The sequence below is a fragment of the Dictyoglomus sp. SSW genome, from assembly GCF_055181335.1.
In genome coordinates this window covers 1,199,721-1,221,665 of sequence record NZ_CM143705.1, presented here as the reverse complement: position 1 = coordinate 1,221,665, position 21,945 = coordinate 1,199,721, and the positions used below count along the sequence as shown (strand labels likewise).

The 21,945-nt window shown below is 32.8% G+C and carries 18 protein-coding genes and 8 tRNA genes; 1 reads left to right on the top strand and 25 read right to left on the bottom strand.

The window, feature by feature from the left end:
- Window positions 1-4: 4 nt before the first annotated feature.
- The 20 genes from rsxE to rho form a co-directional block, all read right to left on the bottom strand.
- Window positions 5-601, bottom strand: coding sequence for an electron transport complex subunit RsxE (rsxE, locus tag ACY3JM_RS05900; protein ID WP_463111130.1), 597 nt, complete (start codon window positions 599-601; stop codon window positions 5-7).
- Window positions 602-613: 12 nt separating this feature from the next.
- Window positions 614-1,150, bottom strand: a complete 537-nt coding sequence (locus ACY3JM_RS05895; protein ID WP_463111129.1) for an RnfABCDGE type electron transport complex subunit G — start codon at window positions 1,148-1,150, stop codon at window positions 614-616.
- Window positions 1,147-2,118: an RnfABCDGE type electron transport complex subunit D gene (locus tag ACY3JM_RS05890; RefSeq protein ID WP_463111128.1), complete on the bottom strand. Its 972-nt coding sequence runs from the start codon at window positions 2,116-2,118 to the stop codon at window positions 1,147-1,149. Before ACY3JM_RS05890 ends, ACY3JM_RS05895 begins: the two co-directional genes overlap by 4 nt.
- 18 nt (window positions 2,119-2,136) lie before the next feature.
- Window positions 2,137-3,450: an electron transport complex subunit RsxC gene (rsxC, locus tag ACY3JM_RS05885; protein WP_463111127.1), complete on the bottom strand. Its 1,314-nt coding sequence runs from the start codon at window positions 3,448-3,450 to the stop codon at window positions 2,137-2,139.
- A 34-nt stretch (window positions 3,451-3,484) separates the two neighbouring features.
- Window positions 3,485-6,127: a valine--tRNA ligase gene (locus ACY3JM_RS05880; RefSeq protein ID WP_463111126.1), complete on the bottom strand. Its 2,643-nt coding sequence runs from the start codon at window positions 6,125-6,127 to the stop codon at window positions 3,485-3,487.
- 12 nt (window positions 6,128-6,139) lie between these two features.
- On the bottom strand, window positions 6,140-7,369 hold the full coding sequence (gene clpX, locus ACY3JM_RS05875; RefSeq protein ID WP_463111125.1) for an ATP-dependent Clp protease ATP-binding subunit ClpX: 1,230 nt from the start codon (window positions 7,367-7,369) through the stop codon (window positions 6,140-6,142).
- 26 nt (window positions 7,370-7,395) lie between these two features.
- On the bottom strand, window positions 7,396-7,983 hold the full coding sequence (gene clpP, locus ACY3JM_RS05870; RefSeq protein ID WP_463082138.1) for an ATP-dependent Clp endopeptidase proteolytic subunit ClpP: 588 nt from the start codon (window positions 7,981-7,983) through the stop codon (window positions 7,396-7,398).
- A gap of 7 nt (window positions 7,984-7,990) precedes the next feature.
- Window positions 7,991-9,283 (bottom strand): trigger factor, encoded by a 1,293-nt coding sequence (gene tig, locus ACY3JM_RS05865; RefSeq protein ID WP_463082139.1) that lies wholly within the window; start codon window positions 9,281-9,283, stop codon window positions 7,991-7,993.
- Window positions 9,284-9,437: 154 nt separating this feature from the next.
- Window positions 9,438-9,512 (bottom strand) — tRNA-Gly (locus tag ACY3JM_RS05860).
- A gap of 17 nt (window positions 9,513-9,529) precedes the next feature.
- A tRNA-Leu gene (locus ACY3JM_RS05855) sits at window positions 9,530-9,613 on the bottom strand.
- A 5-nt stretch (window positions 9,614-9,618) separates the two neighbouring features.
- Window positions 9,619-9,694, bottom strand: a tRNA-Lys gene (locus ACY3JM_RS05850).
- Between the two features lie 5 nt (window positions 9,695-9,699).
- Window positions 9,700-9,776, bottom strand: a tRNA-Arg gene (locus ACY3JM_RS05845).
- A 13-nt stretch (window positions 9,777-9,789) separates the two neighbouring features.
- A tRNA-His gene (locus ACY3JM_RS05840) sits at window positions 9,790-9,866 on the bottom strand.
- 30 nt (window positions 9,867-9,896) lie between these two features.
- Window positions 9,897-9,973: transfer RNA gene (locus tag ACY3JM_RS05835), tRNA-Arg, on the bottom strand.
- A gap of 16 nt (window positions 9,974-9,989) precedes the next feature.
- A tRNA-Gly gene (locus ACY3JM_RS05830) sits at window positions 9,990-10,064 on the bottom strand.
- Between the two features lie 12 nt (window positions 10,065-10,076).
- A tRNA-Pro gene (locus tag ACY3JM_RS05825) sits at window positions 10,077-10,154 on the bottom strand.
- Between the two features lie 63 nt (window positions 10,155-10,217).
- The gene (yfcE, locus tag ACY3JM_RS05820) at window positions 10,218-10,766 is read right to left on the bottom strand and encodes a phosphodiesterase (protein ID WP_463082140.1); all 549 of its coding nucleotides are present in this window, start codon (window positions 10,764-10,766) and stop codon (window positions 10,218-10,220) included.
- 5 nt (window positions 10,767-10,771) lie between these two features.
- A complete protein-coding gene (locus ACY3JM_RS05815) occupies window positions 10,772-11,497 on the bottom strand; it encodes a metallophosphoesterase family protein (RefSeq protein ID WP_463082141.1) in 726 nt (241 codons plus the stop codon).
- A gap of 2 nt (window positions 11,498-11,499) precedes the next feature.
- The gene (locus tag ACY3JM_RS05810; protein ID WP_463082142.1) at window positions 11,500-12,006 is read right to left on the bottom strand and encodes a GerMN domain-containing protein; all 507 of its coding nucleotides are present in this window, start codon (window positions 12,004-12,006) and stop codon (window positions 11,500-11,502) included.
- A 6-nt stretch (window positions 12,007-12,012) separates the two neighbouring features.
- Window positions 12,013-13,419 carry a transcription termination factor Rho gene (gene rho, locus ACY3JM_RS05805; RefSeq protein WP_463082143.1) on the bottom strand — a complete coding sequence of 469 codons (1,407 nt, stop codon included), beginning with the start codon at window positions 13,417-13,419 and terminating at the stop codon, window positions 12,013-12,015.
- 197 nt (window positions 13,420-13,616) lie between these two features.
- On the opposite strand from rho, the gene ACY3JM_RS05800 reads away from it, so the two are divergent.
- The gene (locus ACY3JM_RS05800) at window positions 13,617-14,306 is read left to right on the top strand and encodes a DUF72 domain-containing protein (protein WP_463082144.1); all 690 of its coding nucleotides are present in this window, start codon (window positions 13,617-13,619) and stop codon (window positions 14,304-14,306) included.
- Here ACY3JM_RS05800 and hflX read toward each other — a convergent pair.
- Genes hflX through mutS form a run of 5 tightly spaced genes read right to left on the bottom strand, consistent with a single transcriptional unit; the run spans window position 14,295 to window position 21,939 of the window.
- Window positions 14,295-15,515, bottom strand: coding sequence for a GTPase HflX (hflX, locus tag ACY3JM_RS05795; RefSeq protein ID WP_463111124.1), 1,221 nt, complete (start codon window positions 15,513-15,515; stop codon window positions 14,295-14,297). The genes ACY3JM_RS05800 and hflX overlap by 12 nt on opposite strands.
- Window positions 15,479-16,684 (bottom strand): LL-diaminopimelate aminotransferase, encoded by a 1,206-nt coding sequence (locus ACY3JM_RS05790; protein ID WP_463082146.1) that lies wholly within the window; start codon window positions 16,682-16,684, stop codon window positions 15,479-15,481. Before ACY3JM_RS05790 ends, hflX begins: the two co-directional genes overlap by 37 nt.
- Window positions 16,677-17,654 (bottom strand): tRNA (adenosine(37)-N6)-dimethylallyltransferase MiaA, encoded by a 978-nt coding sequence (miaA, locus tag ACY3JM_RS05785; RefSeq protein WP_463082147.1) that lies wholly within the window; start codon window positions 17,652-17,654, stop codon window positions 16,677-16,679. Before miaA ends, ACY3JM_RS05790 begins: the two co-directional genes overlap by 8 nt.
- On the bottom strand, window positions 17,651-19,378 hold the full coding sequence (gene mutL, locus ACY3JM_RS05780) for a DNA mismatch repair endonuclease MutL (protein ID WP_463111123.1): 1,728 nt from the start codon (window positions 19,376-19,378) through the stop codon (window positions 17,651-17,653). The genes miaA and mutL overlap by 4 nt, the downstream gene beginning before the upstream one ends.
- Entirely contained in the window at window positions 19,366-21,939 is a 2,574-nt protein-coding gene (gene mutS, locus ACY3JM_RS05775; RefSeq protein ID WP_463111122.1) for a DNA mismatch repair protein MutS, read from the bottom strand. The genes mutL and mutS overlap by 13 nt, the downstream gene beginning before the upstream one ends.
- Window positions 21,940-21,945 lie beyond the last annotated feature (6 nt).

Genomic DNA, 21,945 nt, shown 5'->3' with positions numbered 1-21,945 from the left:
GTTATTACCTCCTAATTTTACTATCTACCCATTTCAATATTCCTATCAACAATCCTATTCCCCAAAAAGCTCCAGGAGGCATTACAAAAACTTTAGCAGGCTGAAAATTTTGAAAAAAATTTGTATTCAAAAGAGTTCCTGATCCCAAAAATTCTCTTATGGCTCCTAAGGCTACTATAGCCCATATATAACCTATACTTATTCCTATCCCATCAGCAATAGATTCCATTACTGAATGTTTATAAGCAAAAGCCTCAGCCCTACCAATTATTATGCAATTTACCACAATTAATGGAATAAAAATACCTAAAGCCTTATAAAGTTCTGGAAAATAAGCAGATATAACAAGATCAACAATGGTAGTAAAAGTACCAATAACTACAATAAAAATAGGTATTCTTATGTCGTGAGGTGTAAATTTTCTTAAAAGAGATACAAACAAATTAGAAAAAACCATAACAAAGGTAAAAGCAAGTCCCATTCCAATTGCATTTTGTACACTAACAGAAACAGCAAGTACAGAACACAGACCTATCATTAATATCAAAACAGGATTCTCTTTAAAAATACCATTTCTTATATATATCCATAGCTTTTTCATTTTTCTTCCCCCCTAAAAGTTTTCGTGTTTCAGAACCTCATTTACAGCTCTCACAATTGCAGAAGAGGAGATAGTTGCTCCTGATACAGGAGTAACATTCTTTTTTACTTCTAAATTTGGGGTATCTCTTCCTATAAACTGATTTAAAAAACTATCCTTAACAATTTCAGTCCCAAGGCCTGGTGTTTCTTGTTGAGAAAGTATAGTTATGTGGGAAATTTTACCTTCCTTATTTGTACCAATGATCATCAAAATATCACTACTATACCCCTTTGATGTCACTTCCCAAACAGTTCCAGTTTTTTCATTTCCTTTATAAGCAATATATACTTCGGTTATTTTTACTAAATTACTATCAGATTTTGGAGGATTCTCGACTTTTTTGAAATCTGTTGCCTCTGGAATTATTTCCTTTAAAATTCTTTCTTTTTCTTTTTTTCTATTGCTCTCAATTACTCTCTGAGTGTTTTCATATGTAAAGGCTAAAACACCAGCTGATATACTACATACCAAAAAAAGGATTAATCCATATCTTAATATCTGTTTCATTTTCTCACCTCTCCAAATTTGCGAGGTTTTAAGGTTCTATCTATAAGAGGAGTCAAAGCATTCATAACAAGAATTCCATAAGATACTCCTTCTGGATAAATACCAAATAATCTTATAACCATTGTAAAGAAACCTGCTCCTATTCCAAAAATAATTTTACCTTTTGTTGTAAGAGGGGTTGTTACCCAATCAGTAGCCATAAAGAAAGCACCTAAAAAAAGTCCTCCAGCTAATATTTGAAAAATAGGGTCTTTCCCGAATAAAAGGGAAATTATAATAACCGTTGAAATATATGAAAGTGGTATTCTCCAATCCACTATTTCTTTATAAATAAGGTAGAGACCACCTAAAAGCAATAATAAGGCAGAAGTTTCTCCTATACATCCTGGAATATCACCAATAAAAAGATGAAAATATGAGGGTATTTGATAACCAGTAAGTTTAAGTTTTTCTATAGCAAGAGGGGTGGCAGTAGAAGTAAGGGGAGATGCTTGTGAAACCATGCCTCCAATTTTATGAATAGGTTTCATCCATGAGGTCATTATTTGAGGATAGGAAGAGAGGAGAAAGGCTCTTCCAACTAAGGCAGGATTTAAAAAATTATCACCCAATCCTCCAAAAACCTGCTTTCCAAGAAGAATAGCTGCACCAGATCCCACTATAGGAATCCATAATGGAACCTTAGGAGGTAAAGTAAGGGCAAGAAGAAGCCCTGTAACTACAGCACTAAAATCTAAAAGTATATTTAATGGCTTTTTCCTCAAAATAAGAGCAAAAGCTTCCCATAAAACTGCTGAAATTATACTTACTAATATAACCAATAAAGAATACAAACCAAAAAAATAAACACCTGCAAGAGTAGCAGGTATTAGTGCATAAATTACTTGCCTCATCGCATATGAAACATCTTCTTTAACAAAAATATGAGGCGATGAAGAAACTATTAATTTATCCATCTCTGACTTCATAACTGGTTATGCCTCCCTTTACTTTCTTTTCTTTGCTAAGATATCCGTTTTACCTACTCTTATCCATTGAAGAAGGGGTCTTCTGGAAGGACATATATAATTACAAGAACCACATTCTACACAATCTAATATTCCTAACTCCTCCGCCTCTATTAGTTTACCTCTTCTTACATATTTAGCTAATATGGTAGGCATTAATCCCATAGGACAAACATCAATACATCTTCCACATCTTACACATTCCACAGGTTCATAATATTTTGTTTCCTTCTCAGAAAAAACAACCACACCTGATGTACCTTTAATAACTGGTGTATCCATATCATAAATAGCTATACCCATCATAGGTCCACCAAATATAATCTTTCCTGGCTTTTCTCTGAATCCTCCTGCAGCCTCAATAAGTTTTGATACAGGAGTACCTATCAAAACCTCTAAATTTTTAGGAGAATTAATATTCTCACCTGTAACTGTTACTCCACGAGAAATTAAAGGAAGGCCTGTTTTAAAATGTTCAGCAATAGCTACTGCTGTTCCCACATTATTAACAACTACCCCTACATCTAAAGGAAGACCTCCAGAGGGAACTTCTCTATCTAAAATAGCCTTTATGAGATGCTTTTCAGAACCTTGAGGATATTTCGTGGGTAAAATAGCAATTTCTATATCCCTATCTATATATTTTCTCAAAACTTCCGCTGCATCCTTCTTGTTATTCTCAATACCAATAATTCCCTTCTTAACTCCTAATGCATACATCAATATCCTCAACCCTTCTATAATTAGTTGAGGTTTCTCTAACATAAGCCTATAGTCTATAGTCAAGTACGGCTCACACTCTGCTCCATTGAGAATAACCGTATCTATCTTTTTCTCTGGTGGAGGTGATATCTTCACATGGGTAGGAAAAGCAGCACCTCCGAGTCCAACAATACCAGCCTCTCTAATTCTCTTTTTAATCTCGTCAGGTGAAAGATTTTGCCATGATAAATCTCTGGGAATATCTGGAAAAATCTCTTCTTTGCCATCTGGCTCTATCTCAATACCCAAAACATTTCTTCCATTGGGATGAGGAAAAAGTGCAATTCTTTTTACAGTTCCTGAAGTTGGAGCATGAATAGGAGCCGTAACAAAAGCCTGCGCATCTCCAATTTTTTGTCCTTTAAATACATGGTCCTTAGCTTTAACAAGAGGGATTGTAGGAGCTCCTGTATGCTGAATTGTAAGAATAAGTAATCTTTCAGGGAGAGGAATTTTTGTTATTGGTACATCTTTTGATAATTCCTTTTTTTCAGGGGGATGTACACCACCTTTAAAGCCATATATTTTCATAATGACCTCCCTGTTTAATTTTTAAACTACTTAACTACTCTAATGTATTAAAACTTTCTTCTAAGCTCCTTATCTTTCTATTAATACTTTCTAATTTCTCTTTCTCCTTTTCTACCACATTTTCTGGGGCTTTTCTTAGAAACTCCTCGTTGGAAAGTCTTTCTTCAATTTTCTTCTTTATATTTAATGCTTCCTCTAATTCTTTCTTTATTCTCTCTTTTTCTTTTGTTATATCAATTAAACCCTTTAGATTTACATATAAATCAACACCTTCTAAGACTTTATGTACTACATTTTTAATATCTTTCTTTTCGTCAACTTTATTAATTTCTGCTTTTGCAAGCGTAGCAAAATAACCAGAATTACCGAGAAGTAAAATCTCCTTATCTTTATCAAGGGTGTAAAAATCTACTTTTATAACATCAGAGGGAGAGATATTGAATTCAGATCTAATTGCTCGAATTGTTCTGATTGACTCCATAATAAATTCCATATCCTTTTCTGCTTTTTCATCAATAAAGGTATCCTCAGAGATAGGCCAAGATGAGATCATTATACTCTCGCTGTTTTCTGGCAGTTTATGCCAAATCTCTTCAGTAATAAAAGGCATTACAGGATGAAGAAGTTTCAGATTATCACTTAACACCTTCCAAAGAATAGTTTGAGAAACTAACCTACTCTCTGGATCCTCTTTTTGAGATAATCTGGGTTTTACCATCTCAATATACCAGTCACAAAATTCATTCCAAAAGAAATTATATATAGTTTTTACATATTCACTAAATCTATAATTCTCTAAATGATCTGTTACCTCTTTAATCTCTTTTTGAAGCCTGCTCAATATCCATTTATCTGATAAAGATAAGAGATGGTATTCTAATTTTACTTCTGAATATTTTCTATCTTCCAAATTTGATATTACAAATCTGGAAGCATTCCATATTTTATTAGTAAAATTTCTTGTGTTTTCAAAATTCTCTTCATGAAACCTCAAATCTTGCATTTCAGTACACTGAATAGCAAGGCCAAATCTTGTAACATCTGCACCATATTTATTTATTAAATCTAAGGGATCTACACCTGTTCCCTTCGATTTACTCATACGTTTTCCTTCTCTTGTGAGTACTGTTGGATGAACATATACATGGTAGAAAGGCACATCCTTTTTAAACTCAAGCCCCATCATAATCATTCGGGCAACCCAAAGATTAATAATATCTCTTGCTGTACTTAATACAGAGGTAGGATAGAAATATTTAAGATCTTTTGTATCTTCTGGCCATCCTAAAGTACCAAGAGGCCATAAAGCAGAACTAAACCATGTATCTAATACATCATCATCTTGTTTTAGATTAGATGAACCACAATTCTCACATTTATCAGGAGATTTTTCAGCCACATTTATATAGCCACAATCATTACAATACCAAGCGGGAATTCTATGCCCCCACCATAACTGTCTTGATAAACACCAATCTCTAATGTTATACATCCAATCGAAGTAAACCTTCTTCCATCTATCAGGAATAAATTTCACTTTACTTTCCTCAACTGCTAATATGGCAGGATTTGCTAAATTATCCATTTTCATAAACCATTGTTTAGATATCATAGGTTCTATGGGAGTACCACATCTATCACAAGTGGCAATATCATGAACATATACTTCTTTCTTTAAAAGAAATCCTTCTTTTTCTAAATCTTCCTCTATTTTCTTTCTACATTCTAAAACACTAAGTCCTTTATATTTACCAGCATTCTCATTCATAAATCCTTTTTCATCAATCACAGATATGAAATCCAAATTATGTTTTTTACCTATCTCAAAATCATCAGCATCATGAGCTGGAGTAACCTTTAAAGCACCGGTGCCAAAATTAGGATCTACTGTCTCATCGCCAATAATAGGAATTACTCTCCCGACTAATGGTAGAATAACTTTTTTCCCAATAAGATTTTTATATCTCTCATCTTCCGGATTAACAGCTACAGCAGTATCACCTAACATGGTTTCAGGTCTTGCAGTTGCTATAACTATATAACCTTCTTCATCATAGAAAGGATATTTTATGTACCATAAATAGGAGGACTCTTCTATATATCTGACTTCCAAATCAGAGATCGCTGTTCTACAACGGGGACACCAATTTATTATTCTTTCTCCTCTATATATATATCCCTTTTTATAAAGCTCAACAAAAGCCTTAATTACAGCTTTTGAATATACTTCATCCATGGTAAATCTAAATCTTTTCCAATCACATGAAACCCCAAGTTTCTTTAACTGCTCTACAATAGTATTTCCATATTTTTCCTTCCAGTCCCATACCTTTTCCAAAAATTTTTCTCTGCCTAAATCCCATCTGCTTTTTCCCTCTTTTAAAAGTTCTCTTTCTACTACCATTTGGGTTGCAATGCCTGCATGATCAGTGCCTGGAATCCATAATGCATTATAACCTTGCATTCTTCTCCATCTAATCAAGATATCCTGAATAGTCGCGTTTAAAGCATGGCCTAAATGTAAAGAACCTGTAATATTTGGGGGTGGCAATACTATACAGAAGGGTTTTTTTGAGTCATCCACTTCTGCATGAAAATAATCCTTATTTAGCCAATAATCATACCATTTTTTCTCCACATCCAAAAAGGAATAAACAGAAGCCATCTCCTCTTTCATAAAATAAACCCCCTAACCTGCCATCTTTTTTAATTTTTCTATAGATAATTTTCCACGATTATAAACTAATTCTGGTGTGATGACAAATTTTTTGATTCCTAAGGACGGTAGCTCATACATAAGTTCTAACATAAGTTCTTCCATTACAGCTCTTAATCCTCTTGCACCTGTAGCCTTTTCTTGTGCTTCTTTGACTATAGCTCTTAATGTATCCTCTGTAAAATCTAATTCTACCCCTTCTAAAGCCAATAATGCCTTATATTGTTTAACAAGAGCATTTTTAGGTTCTACTAATATCTTCATAAGAGCTTCCTCATTAAGAGGTTCTAAAACCGCTACAACAGGAAATCTTCCAACAAATTCAGGAATCATTCCGAATTTTATAAGATCTTCTGGAATGATATTTGAGAGGATCTGACTTAAACTTTTTCTATTTTTAGGTTCTATTTGTGCACCAAATCCGATACTTGATACATCAAGTCTTTTTTCTACTATTTTTTCTATTCCTTCAAAAGAACCACCAGCAATAAACAAAATATCTTTTGTGTTTATCTGAATAAACTCCTGATAAGGATGTTTTCTCCCACCTTGAGGGGGTACATTAGCTATAGTTCCCTCAACAATTCTTAATAAAGCTTGTTGAACTCCCTCCCCAGAAACATCTCTTGTAATAGATGGATTTTCAGACTTTCTCGATATCTTATCTATCTCATCAATGTAAACTATTCCTTTTTCTGCCCTTTTAACATCCCAATCTGCATTTTGAATGAGTCTTAAAAGAATATTCTCCACATCTTCCCCCACATAGCCAGCCTCAGTAAGTGTGGTAGCATCTGCTATAGCAAAAGGTACCTTTAAGAATTTTGCGAGAGTTTCTGCAAGAAGAGTCTTACCTACACCAGTTGGTCCAATTAGAAGTATATTACTTTTCTGAATTTCTACATCCTCTTTTAATTTATCTCTCATAAATATTCTCTTATAATGATTATAAACTGCTACTGATAATATTTTTTTTGCTTTCTCTTGCCCTATAACATATTGATCTAAGAAAGATTTAATATCGGATGGTTTTGGCAGTTCAAAATTATCATAAGTATCGTCTTTTTTATTCTCTTCTTCCAATATTTTATAAGCTATTGATATACATTCATCACAAATATAAACTCCTGGTCCTGCAATAAGTTTTTTAACCTCTTTTTGACTTTTTCCACAAAAAGAACAATGAAGCTCTCTATTTCCCATAAATTGATATCTCCTTTATCTATGATTTAGCCTTTTTTACTTTCTAATACTTCATCAACAATACCATACTCTTTTGCCTCATAAGCAGACATGAAAAAATCTCTGTCGGTATCTTTTTCGATCTTCTCTATAGGCTGTCCTGTATGATATGACAATATTTCATTTAATATCCTCTTTATTTTAAGGATTTCTCTTGTATGAATTTCTATATCTGCAGCAGGGCCATATGCACTACCCAGTGGTTGATGTATCATTACTCTTGAATGAGGTAAAGCATATCTTTTACCTTTGTCTCCTGCACTTAAAAGAATAGCAGCCATGCTTGCTGCCTGACCTACACATACAGTGGCTATTTTAGGCTTTATATGTCTCATAGTATCATAAATAGCAAGTCCTGCTGAAACTTCACCACCAGGGGAATTTATATAAAGATAAATATCCTTTTCAGGATCTTCAGACTCCAAAAACAAAAGTTGCGCAATTATAAGATTTGCCACATCATCATTTATGGCTGTACCTAAAAAAACAATCCTACTTTTCAAAAGCCTTGAATAAATATCATATGCTCTTTCCCCTCTTGGGGTCTGCTCTATAACAATAGGTACTAATGTCATAATAGATCTATTCCTCCTCTATTAAGTTTTGTTCTAATAAAAATTTCTTAACTTTTTCTCTAATAAGATTTCTTCTTAGAGTATTTATTAAATCTTCTTTCTCAATTTCTTTCTTAATCTCTTCGTAATCTCTACCTTCGCTATCAGCGATTTCTCTTATAGCATCTTCTATCTCTTGATCAGAAACAGAAATATTTTCAACTTCCGCTATCTTTTCAAGAATCATCTCCATCCGTATTCTATTCTTTGCATCTTCTATGACATTTCTAATAAACTCATCTTTTGTTATCCCCTTCTCATTAAGATAATTATCTAAGCTCATTCCTCTTTTTGTAAGATCATTAACGAATTCTCTAAAAATATTTTCTGCAAGATACTGTACATAACTTAAAGGAGGGTCAAGTTCTGTATTCTCCAATATTTTGCTCATAATTTCAGAAAAAGCTTTGTCCTCAGATCTTCTTTCTCTTTCTTCCTTTATGCTTTCTCTCACTTTCTCTCTAAACTCTTCAAAAGAATGTGCACCAACCTTTTGAAGAAAAGTTTCTTGATCAGGCTTCTCATATCTCCAAATCTTATTAACCTTCCATTTTAATTTTAAAGTTTGACCTGATAAATCTTTTTCATAAAAACCTTCAGGAAAAGTTATCTCAAATTCCTTTTCTTCTCCTGGTTTCATTCCCAATATCTTATCTTCCAATTCTTGAAACACCTTTCCATTTAATGTAAACCACATCGGGGGAAGCTGGGTACCATCTTCTTTAACTCTTTCTAAATAGACCACATCACCTTTCTCAACTTGTCCTTCTTCTACAGGATTTAATTTACTAAGTTGTAATTCTATCTGTTCTATAACCCTATTAATTTCTTCCTCAGTAACTTCTACTTTTTCTTTTCTAATATTTAAACCTTTATAATCTCCAAGCTTAAATTCTGGTGGCACTTCCAGCACAAAAGAGAATTTTAAATTTTCACCTTCTTTCCAAGAATCAGGAATATCAAAATAAGGATCCTGAAGAGGTGTAACATTTCCTTTATTTAAAAACCATTCCAAGGTTTCTCTCGCAACTATTTTTATTGCTTCACTTTCAAAGGTCTCATTTCCAAGGTATCTTTCCAAAATAGGACGAGGAGTATAACCTTTTCTAAAACCAGGCACTTGAATTCTTTTTACCAAAGATTTATATGCCTTCTCAAGACTTTTCTCCCTCTCTGATTGATCTATCTCTACATTCACTTTTACTCTACTTCCCTCAAGCTTTTCTACATCATATTTAATGTTGGTCTCATTAATTGTCATTACATTACCTCCTATCTGTTAAAATAGCATTTTTTATATTAAATACCAAAGCTATATTATATCATCATAAAAAATACTATTAAAGAAGAAAAATAGAAAAGAGTTTATCAAATTTGTGTAAAAAATGATTGCATGGGGTATATTATTAAAAATTTGGAGCGGGAGACGGGATTTGAACCCGCGGCCTTCTCCTTGGCAAGGAGACGCTCTACCCCTGAGCTACTCCCGCTCATCAATTTATCTCTTTGGTGCGAGGGGTGGGATTTGAACCCACACGGGAAATCCCACTAGATCCTAAGTCTAGCGCGTCTGCCATTCCGCCACCCTCGCACAACTGGTGAGCCGTGCAGGAGTCGAACCTGCAACCCCCTGATTAAGAGTCAGGTGCTCTGCCAGTTGAGCTAACGGCCCGTGAATGGCGCGCCCGGAGGGAATCGAACCCCCGACCCACGGATTAGAAGTCCGTTGCTCTGTCCTACTGAGCTACGGGCGCTTTTTATGTATTATGGGGTGAACGGCGGGACTTGAACCCGCGACCACTGGGGCCACAACCCAGCGCTCTACCATCCTGAGCTACGTTCACCATCCTCCAAATTTTTTAACCTACTCTTACTGGCGCGCCCAGGAGGACTTGAACCCCCGACCCGCAGATTCGAAGTCTGCCGCTCTGTCCACCTGAGCTATGGGCGCAAATGCCCATCAAAAGTGGAGCGGGAGACGGGATTTGAACCCGCGGCCCTCAGCTTGGAAGGCTGATGCTCTACCCCTGAGCTACTCCCGCTCTTTTATTATATGGTCGGGGCAGCTGGACTTGAACCAGCGACCTCCTGGTCCCAAACCAGGCGCGCTAAACCAACTGCGCCATGCCCCGATTGCTAAATAAATATTATAAAAAATTGTCTCTAAAGTCAAGAGTTACCATGTAATTATATTATCACTTAGTCAATTCCAAACTAAAAATTTCTTTTTTGCTTATTATTTCTATAATTGAAACTTTATTTTCATCAAGAAAAGCTACAGATTTATATTCTGTCTTTGGTAAAGCAGGACTTCCAGGATTAAGTATTATTCTTTTATTTCTTTCTTTAAGAACTGGGATATGGATATGTCCAAATATTAAAAGATCTACATCAAAAAGTTCTGCAAGATTAAAAAAATCATCTTCATTTCTATTTTCTCCATGAGTAACAAAAATCTTCAAAGAATTCACATATAACAGAAGATAAGGAGAAGAAATAGGAAATTTTATAACTAATTGATCCACATCAGCATCACAATTACCCTTTGAAATAAAGAAAGGTTTTGAGTTATTTATAAGTTCAGCAAGCTTGCTAGGATTATATCCTGCAGGTAGTGGATTTCTTGGACCATGATAAAGAACATCTCCAGCATGTATAACGAAATTTGCTTCGGACAAAAAATCATTTATATATTCCCAAAAACTTGTATCACCATGAGTATCACTCATAATAAGTACTTTCAAATTAATCACCTCCCATATTGGAGCCTTTCCCAAAGCTGTTTAGGAAAACCCAAAAGTTTCATATAATTTTGTATTTTTCCTACATCATATTCAACTCTCTTAAATTTTAAAATCTTTTTATCAACATCATATATAACAAAGCTTGCTTTCCAATTACCATCTCGAGGTTGACCTACACTACCAGGATTTATTAAATATTTACTATTTTTCTGTAACTTTAATTCTCCTCCTTCGCTAAAATTTACATAGTATATTTCTTTATCCGAATATACAAAAACCCCAGCTAAATGAGAATGTCCAAAGAAACAAATATTCTCATCCATAATCTCAAAATTGGCCAATACTGAATAATAATTTATTAAATATTCATCAAGAGGTTCTCTGATGCTTCCATGAACTAAACAAAAATTATTATTTTCAATAATAAGAGGAAGCTTTTTCAATTTTTCAATATTCTCCCAACTTAATCTTTCTTTAGTCCAATCTATTGCAAATTGAGCATAAGGATTAAAATCATCATAGGTTCTCAAATCAACTACTGCAGCATCATGATTACCTAATACAGAATAACCAAATTTATTCAGATATTCCATACACTCATTAGGATATGGGCCATAGCCTACTATGTCTCCCAAAAAATATATCTCATCTACTTCTTTCTCAAGTTCACTGTAGACCTTTTCTAATGCAGGCAAATTAGCATGAATATCTGAAATAATCCCAATTTTCATTTTTATTTAACCAATGAAAGATCTCTTTCTAAAGGAGAGGTTAAATCCATATGTCCCACTAAGGTCTCTACCACAGCACCACTTATTAAAATTTGAACCTTTTTAATTTCTGGAAATTCTGTAAGCGTATCTACAATGCTATAAACAGTTAACATCTCTCCCAAACTACCACCAGGATGGTTCTTCCTTAATTCATCGGAAAAATCTATATAAGCTATATTGTTTTTGACAGATATATTAAGGATTTTTGTCCCTTTTGGTATAGGTAGATGATATATATTATTGTCAGAATAAGAAATAAGATTATTGATTGCTTCTTTATATATTTTTTCCTTTATAAAATATTTTTCAAGTCTGGTTAACTTAATATTTATATCCTTGCTTTCTAAGGCCTGTTTTTGAGGATTGTAAATATATAACCTTATAGAAATATCTTCTTTAGTAAGAAGAAAAGCCAAAGTCACTATTATTAGAGATATAAATAAAATAATTAATATTATTTTTCTCACCTTAACCTACCTTCTTACAGTATTTCCTTTCTTTATAATCCCATCAATAAATTTCAGAAATTCCTCATTATTTCTTGTTTCTCTTAACATTCTCTTTAAACCCTCAATAGCTTCTCCCTCTTCTTGCCCTATCAAAGTTCTTCTCAAGAACCAGATTTTCTTTAACTGATCCTCAGGATATAAAAGTTCTTCTTTTCTTGTACCAGATCTTGAAATACTTATAGCTGGGAATATTCTTCTATCTGCCAATTTTCTGTCTAAAACAAGCTCCATATTTCCAGTACCTTTAAATTCCTCAAAAATTACATCATCCATACGACTACCAGTCTCAATAAGAGCTGTAGCAAGAATAGTCAAGCTTCCTCCACCCTCTATATTTCGGGCAGCCCCAAAAAATTCTTTAGCATGATGTAAAGCTGCAAGCTCAACTCCACCTGAAAGAGTTCTACCACTTGATGGTACTGCCCAGTTATATGCCCTGGCAAGCCTTGTTATACTATCTAAGAGAATAACCACATGTTCACCATATTCCACCAATCTTTTTGCTCTTTCAAGAACTAACTTAGCAACTTGTATATGCCTTTCTGGTGGTTCATCAAAAGTAGATCCAATTACTTCACCTTGAACAGATCTTCTAAAATCGGTTACCTCTTCAGGTCTCTCATCAATTAGTAGAATAAATAATTTAACTTCTTTATGATTAGCAGAAATTCCATTTGCTATTTTCTTTAAAAGAGTTGTTTTACCAGCTTTTGGTGGAGAAACAATTAAACCTCTTTGTCCCTTTCCAATAGGAGCTAAAAGATCAATGAGTCTTGTGTCTACTTCTTCTGGGGTTGTTTCTAATTTTAGTCTTTCTGTAGGATGGTACGGAATAAGATCATCAAATTTGGGCCTTTGGCGAGAATGCATTAAGTCTCTTCCATTAACCGTATCTATCCTTAATATAGCATACCATCTCTCATTCTCTTTTGGTGGTCTTACCATTCCTCCAATTAAATCACCATACCTAAGTCCAAATTTTTTAATTTGGGATGCAGATATATATACATCTTCATCACTTGGCTTAAAGTTTTTCCTTATAAAACCATATCCCTCTTCCTGAATCTCTAAATAACCCTCTCTAAAAACACATTCAAAACCATCAATAATAACCTTATCCTTTTGTTCTTGCTTTTCCTCGATCTTTATCTCCGTCTCTCCTTTACTTTCAATTAAAACATCTGGCTCTACTTTGGTTTTCATCTCTTCACCTTTTTCCTCAATTAAAATTTCTCCCCCCTCTTCTAATTTCCTACTTATTGCTTCTATCATTTCTTCTTTTGTCATACGATAGTACCCAGGGATTTTCAATTCTCTTGCTATTTCTGCTAATTCTGCTCTTGTTTTTATTGCTAAATCCTCATAAGGCATTCCTCAAACCTCCTCTTGTAAGGAAATTTTTTTATGGATGTAAAAAAATACAAGTAATAAAATAGATAAGGTACATTCTTGAAAGTTCATGGTAGTATAGAACAAAAGTAAAAAATAGTCAACAAAGGAAACACAAAATTTTAAAAATTTATAATTTTTTATGATTCTATTATATAATATTTAAGGGGTAAATAAAAGTGGATATTTATATTGGAACATCGGGATGGAATTATAGTTGGAATCCAAAAAGAAGCTTAGATTGGTACATTGAAAATACTCCTTTCAATGCTATAGAAGTTAATAGTACCTTTTATCATATTCCTAAAAAACAAACAACTAAAAAATGGTTGTCCTTTGCAGAGAAATTAAGATTTGTCATCAAAGTGAATCGTTCAATCACCCACCTACATAGATTTAACGATAAAGCAATGGAAGAATGGAATAAATTTTATGAAGTTTTCTTAGATTTAGATCCCTTTATTGATTTTTATCTTTTTCAAATTCCTCCAAGTATAAAAATAAACTATTTAGAAAAAATTATTAAATTTTATGATTTTACCAAATTAAAAGAGAGGTTTGCCTTTGAACCAAGAAATATAGAATGGTTTGATGACAAGATTATTAATATAATAAAAAACTATGGAATAACTATAGTGTCAGTAAGTGCTCCTAAATTACCAGATAAAATGATACTAAATTTATACTCTCAAGTATATATGAGGTTTCATGGAAAAGAAAAATGGTATTCATATTATTACAAAGACAGTGAAATTATAAAATACGCTGAAGAAGTCAAAAAATTAAATTCTAAAAAAATATATTTATTCTTTAATAATGATTATATGTTAGAAAATGGAATCACTATGTGGGAACTCTTAAAGTCTTAAAGAATCCAAAACCTTCTTGTACTCTTTTGGAACCTTTGCTTTAATCTCTACAAAATTATCCTGATATTTTTCTTCTTCGATATAAATTCTACTTTTAATTTTTTGAAATGTACCCCATCTCTCATATGGTATTTTAAATTTATATGTTCTAACACCTTTTAGCAATTCTTTTACAATTGCACCTTTTAATTTCTTAATTCCTATTTTATGATAAGCTGAGATAAAAACCGAAGGCCTATAAAATAACTCTTTTCTCAGATAAGCTAACTCAGCTTTAGTTAACAAATCAATTTTATTATATACCCTTATTATAGGTTTATCTTCAATTCCCATTTCTTCTAATAAAGATTCAACAGTTTCTATATGCATCTCAAAATTTTTGTTAGATACATCAATGACATGTAATATAACATCTACATAATATATCTCTTCTAATGTTGCTCTAAAAGCTGTAAGCAACTCTTCGGGAAGATTTCTAATAAAGCCAACTGTATCTGAAATTAGAAATTCCCAACCATTCTCAAATTTCACCCTTCTTACCATTGGATCCAAAGTTGCAAAAAGTAGATCTTCTGCCTTAGCATTCTCTCCTGTAAGTACATTAAACAAAGTTGATTTTCCAGCATTTGTATAACCTACAAGAGCAATTTGCGGAATATCTAATCTTTTTTTCCTTTGTACTTCCCTTTCTTTCCTTAACTCTTCTAATTCATTCTTCAAGGTATGAACTCTTCTTCTAATTTTTCTTCTATCTATCTCTAACTTTGTTTCACCAGGTCCTCGAGTACCAATTCCTCCTCCTAATCTGGAAAGAGCTTCTCCTCTTCCCACAAGCCTTGGTAGAAGATATTGAAGTTGGGCAAGCTCAACTTGAATCTTACCTTCCTTCGTCATAGCGTGTTGCGCAAAAATATCTAAAATAAGCATGGTTCTATCTACAATCTTAACTGGTATTTCTCTCTCTATATTTCTCAGTTGTACAGGAGTAAGTTCATTATTAAAAATTACCACATCAATTTGATTTCTAAGAACCAGATCCTTCAGCTCATTTAATTTTCCAATTCTTAAAAATGAGGAAGGATCTGGTTCACCTCCAAAAACTAAAACATCCTTTACTAATACCCCTGCAGTTTTTGCTAATAGTTTTAATTCTTCTAAATCATCTAAATTTTCTATTTTAGCAACAAGGATGGCTTTTTCGATTTCCAATCCCCCTTACTGAAAAATTCCTTTATCCTTCTTAAAGCTTCTTTAAGTTTATTCTCCTCTACAGTAGTAGAAATCCTTATATAACCTTCTCCATAATCTCCATATCCAATTCCAGGTACTACTAATACTCCTATTTCTTCTAATAAAAAGGCAGCAAAATCAGTAGACGTAAAACCTTCGGGCACTGGTACCCACACATAAAAAGTTCCCTTAGGAGGAAGAATTTCAACTCCTAAATCTTTGAAAGCATCTAATACCATATCTCTTCTATTTTGATAAATCTTACTACTTTCCTTTGGAAAATCCCTAAGATTATATAAAGCCTCTATCCCTGCATATTGAATAGCCTGAAAAACTCCTGAGTCCACATTGGTTTTAACAGTAGAAAGAATAGATATTAGATCACTATTTCCTACAGCATAACCAATACGCCAACCAGTCATATTAAAAGTCTTAGAAAACGAACCAAACTCTAAAGCTATATCTTTTGCTCCTTTAACTTCTAAAATACTTGGAGCAATAAACCCATCAAAGGTTATCTCTGAATAAGCATTATCGTATAAAATCACTATATCATTTTCTCTTGCAAATGATACAGCTTCTTCTAAGCCATGCTTATCTATCACAGCCCCTGTTGGATTACTTGGATAGTTAAGAAACATTACTTTACTCTTTTTAGCTATATCCGATGGAATATCCTCCCATTTAGGAAGGAATTTATTTTCTTTCTTTAAAGGTATGGGATAAGGGATACCTTCTGCAAGAAGTGTTGCTATTTTATAAACTGGATATCCTGGATCAGGACATAAAACTATATCTTCCTTATCCACAAGTCCCCAAATAATATGCACTAATCCTTCTTTTGAACCAATAAGAGTTAAAACTTCTTTTTTAGGATCTAGGTCTACATTAAACCTATACTTATACCAATCTGCTACTGCCTTTCTAAATTCTAACATTCCTTCATAAGATGGATACCTATGATTTGCAGGATTTAATGCTTCTTCACATAATTTCTGAATTACTGGCATTGGAGTAGGTTGATCTGGATCTCCTATTCCTAAACTTATTATATCTATACCTCTTTTTATTGCCTCTTCTTTTAATTGATCAATTCTTGCAAAAAGATAAGGGGGTAAACTCTCTATTCTTTTAGCCTTTTTAATCATTAAAACTTTCACCTTCCCTTTCTTTGAATTTATATCCTAATAATTCCCAATCTTTGATTATGGTATTATAAACTAATATTGCCAATTGGTGAAGATCATATAAAGAAACATCAAACCAATGAATATTTTTGTCCTTTTTAAACCATGTATACTGTCTTTTTACAAATATTCTTGTTCTTTTCTTAATTAATTTTATACTTTCATCCAAACTTATCTTTCCTTTTATATACTGTAATATTTCTTTATAACCTATACCTTGCATTGAAACCTTATCTTCATCTATTCCATTTTCGTAAAGCCTTCTAACCTCATCAACTAAACCCATTTCTATCATCCTATCAACCCTTTTATCAAGAATCTCATAATGTAATTCTTTTGGTAAAAAAAGTCCAACTTTTGAAACTAAATATTTATCTTCAATTTTAGTACCAGCTAACTCACTGATAGGTTTTCCTACCTTATAGTAAACTTCTAATGCTCTAATAATCCTTTTATAATCATTAAAATGGATTTTAGATGCTGTTTTAGGATCAACTTTTTTCAATTCTTCATATATCTTTCCAATACCTTCCTTCTCTATTCTTTTTTTCATTTCTTCTCTAAACTTATAATCGGGTGGAACATGGGGAATATGAAATTCACCAAATAAGACTTTATAGTAAAGGGGAGTACCACCTACAAGTAGAGGATATCTACCTCTTTCATATATTTCTGGTATAATTTTTTCTACCCTTTCTTTAAACTCTGCCACTGTAAAGGGATAATCAGGAGAAACAATATCTATCATATGATGAGGTACTTTTTTCCTATCCTCTTCAGAAGGCTTTGCGGTACCAATGTCCATATCTTTATAAACTTGCATAGAATCAACAGATATAATTTCTATTGGAAGAAGATTAGCAAGTTCAAGAGAAAGTGCCGTTTTACCTGTACCTGTTGGACCCAAAATGACTGCAATTGGTATCTTCATTTTCTATGAAAGTATTTCTCTAACTCTTCTTTTTTTATTTCCCATATATAAGGTCTTCCATGAGGACATGTAATAGGGATTTGATTATCAAAAACCATTTGTATAAGAGCTTCCATCTCCTCCTTTATTAAAATATCCCCACTTCTTATAGCTCCATGACAAGCCATACTTTTTACAATTTTATCTTCTAAAACTTCTAAATCTTTTTCATTTATCTCAGAAATTATTTCTTTAAAAAGACTTTCAATGGATACAGGCTCAAAATTCAAAAACTCATATGGTACCTTTATAAGCCTTATCCTATTAGGGCCAAAATCTTCCCATGAAAAAGCAAATTTTTCTAAAATTTCTCTTTTTTCTTCTAACTGCTTTTTTTCTTCTAAGGAAACATCAATTATAATAGGTAAAATAATCTCTACATTTTGAAGAAGACCTAAATTTAATTCTTCTTTTAACCTTTCATATCTAATCCTTTCATGGGCAGCATGTTGATCTATGATAAATACCTTATCTCCAGTTTCTACTATTACATAATTATTAAATATCTGTCCAACTATTCTAAAACTAAAACTTTTTTTGGTTTTGGGTAAATATTTCTCGGTCTTTTCAGAAATATAAGTCTTCTCAATTGATGTTAAGGGTAATTGAATATTTTCTTGGATAATTTTTTTATCAGTTTCATAATTTTCCCCATTAACTTTTATGTTCTGATCTAAGTCCACTCTTCTAAATGTCTTTTCATAATTCTCTAAAGCCTTTCTTATAGAATTTTCTATAAAACTAAAAATCTCTTTTTCCTTTTCAAATTTTACTTCCCTTTTTGTGGGATGTACGTTTACATCTACTTCATCATAAGGTACCTTTAAAAATAAAATTGCAAAAGGATAATAACCCTCCAATATTCTGCCTTTATATCCTTCCTTTAGTGCTTGAAAAATACTAAGATTCCTTACCCATCTTTTGTTAACATAAAAGAAATCTTGAGGCTTTATGGAAACTAACTTCCCAGGTTTACTTAGTAATCCCCAAATAGAATAATCACCATGTGTATTCTCAAATTCTATAAAATCATCCAAATTTATATTTTTAAACACTTCAATTATTACATCCTCTATTTTTCCACTCCCTAAAGTGGTAAATTTAGTCTTTCCATCATCAATATACTGAAAAGATATATCAGGATAAGCCAATGCAATCTTTTTTACAAAATCTACTATAAGATTACTTTCTGTGATCTTAGTCTTTAAAAATTTCTTTCTTGCTGGCACATTATAAAAAAGATCTTTAACCCTAATACTTGTTCCCACACTTCCTTCCCATGGTAATACATCCAACATATTTCCACCTTCTACTCTTATAAAAACCCCCTTATCTTTTTCAGTCTTTGTTCTTATTTCCATTCTTGAAACACTGGCTATACTTGCTAATGCCTCCCCCCTAAAACCTAATGTTTTTATCTTAAATAGATCATCAATTTTTTTTATTTTTGAAGTAGCAAACCTATTAAGTGCAAGAATAGCATCATCCTTAGACATACCTTCTCCATTATCGGTAACTGAAATTAAATTTTCTCCTGCATTAATAATTTCAATTATTATTCTCTTTGCTCCTGCATCTATTGAATTTTCCACCAGTTCCTTAACTACAGAAACTGGCCTTTCTACAACTTCTCCTGCTGCTATTTTATTTCTAATCTCTTCCGGAAGTATTATTACTTTTCCCATTCTTTTATAATTTCCTTCCACTCATGGATTTTTAAAAGGGCCTGAATAGGTGTTAATTCGTTAGTATTAAGAGATAATATCTCCTTTTTTAATTTCTCAAATCGCATATCTGTAACCTCTGAAAAAAGTGGGAGTTGAATAATTTCTTTCTTTTGAATTTCTCTCCCCTTTTCCAATTCTACGAGTATTTTCTCAGCTCTTTCAATTACCTCTTTTGGTAATTCGGCAAGTTGGGCTACATATATTCCATAACTTTTATCTGCTGGTTTTTCAACTATTTTATGAAGAAATATTATATCCTTCCCTCTTTCTTGCACAGCAACACTTAAATTTTGCAGATTCTTAAGCTCTTTTTCAAGTTCAGTAAGCTCGTGATAATGGGTTGCAAATAGGGTTTTGGCCTTAAGTTTATTATGGATATATTCTAACACCGCCCACGCAATACTTATTCCGTCATAGGTACTAGTTCCCCTTCCTACCTCATCCAAAATAAGTAGACTTCTCTCTGTAGCATGAGAAAGTATATTTCCAACTTCTTTCATCTCTACCAAAAATGTACTTTCGCCAGATGAGATATCATCCCATGCTCCAATTCTTGTAAATATCCTATCTACAACCCCTATTTTTGCCTCCTCAGCTGGAATAAAGGACCCCATTTGAGCAAGAATAACAATAAGAGCAACTTGCCTTATATATGTTGATTTACCTGCCATATTTGGTCCCGTAATAAGTTTTATAAATTTATCCTTACTTAAATAGGTATCGTTGGGAACAAAGGTACCAGGAGGTAACATTCTTTCAATTACAGGATGTCTACCCTGTCTTATTATTATTTCATAATCATTTGTAACTTGTGGACAAACATATCCATAATCTTTAGCAGTTTTAGCGAGAGATATATAGACATCCAATTCTGCAACAACCTGAGCAAAAGTTTCTATATCCTTAGACCTTTCTACAACTTTTTTTCTCAACTCTTGGAATAAATTTTCTTCTATTCTTTTAATATTTTCTTCAGCATGGAGAATCTTATTTTCCCATTCTTTTAGCTCGGGTGTAATAAATCTTTCTGCATTTACTAATGTCTGTTTTCTTATATATTCGGGTGGAACAAGGTTCAAGTTTGCCTTAGTAACCTCTATGTAATATCCAAAAACCTGATTAAATCCAATTTTGAGAGACTTTATACCTGTTCTTTCTCTCTCCCTATTCTCAAGATCAATAAGCCAATTCTTACTATCTCTAAGAAGTGCTCTTAACTCATCAAGCTCCTCATTATAACCATCTCTAATAAAGCCACCTTCTTTTATATGGGATGGAGGAGAATCAACTAAAGCTCTATTTAACTCCTCATAAAGAGGTTCCAAATTTGGTATATTTTCCTTTAACTCAATTAATTTTGAAGATTCTACTTTCTCAAAGACCTTTCTTAAGGAAGGCGAGAAGGATAAAGCTTGCATGAGATATATAAGTTCCTTCGGAGTAGCAGTATTATAATTTACGCGAGAATTTATTCTTTCAAGATCTGGTATGTTCTTTAATAGTTCTTCAAACTCTCTTCTTAATACTTCTTTTTCTAATAATTCCTTGATAGCTTCCTGTCTTTTTCTGATAATGTTGACATTAAGAAGAGGCTGCAAAAGCCATTTCTTTAGAAGTCTTGCTCCCATTGAGGTTAAAGTTTTATCAATCACCCATATAAGGCTTCCTCTTCTCTGTCCCTCTCTAACAGTTTCTAATAATTCTAAATGCTTTATAGCAGTACTATCAAGGATTAAATATTGATGGGGTTTATAAAACTCTAACCTATCTATATGAGTAGGTATCGTAAACATTACGTCTTTTATATAATTTAAAATACCATAAGAAGCCTTTAAGGCTAAGGGATAATTCTCTTTTGGTTCGGAAAATTCCAAACTATGTTCTACCTCTTCGAAATATTCCTCAGGTACGAGAGTAATTTTAGGATCTATATCCCTCTTTAAATCAGTTAATATATCCACCAAAATATCCTTTGCTGAAAAAGGTAGAATAATCTCCTTAGGTTTTAATCGCACAAATTCAGAGTAGATTATTTCCTCAGCATCTTTACCCATCCACTCGGTTCCGAAGAATTCTCCAGTTGAAACATCAATAGTAGCTATACCTATATATTCTTTATTTAATATATAGATTGATGATAGAAAATTATTATTTCTATCTTCCAAAAGAGTATCCTCAACAAGAGTTCCAGGAGTAATAACTCTTACTACTTCCCTTTTTACAAGTCCTTTAGCTAAAGCAGGATTTTCAACTTGCTCACAAATTGCAACCTTGTATTTTTTTTGTACCAATTTTGAAAGATAGCTATCTAAAGCATGATAGGGCACACCTGCCATTGGAATTCTTTTTCCTTTTCCAACCTCTTTTGAAGTAAGCACGATATCTAATTCTTGAGATATAATCTTTGCATCGTCCTCAAAAGCCTCATAAAAATCTCCAAGTCTAAAAAGGAGGATTGCATCTGAAAATTGATCTTTTATACTCTTATATTGTTTATAAAGAGGAGTCATATTTTCCATAAAATA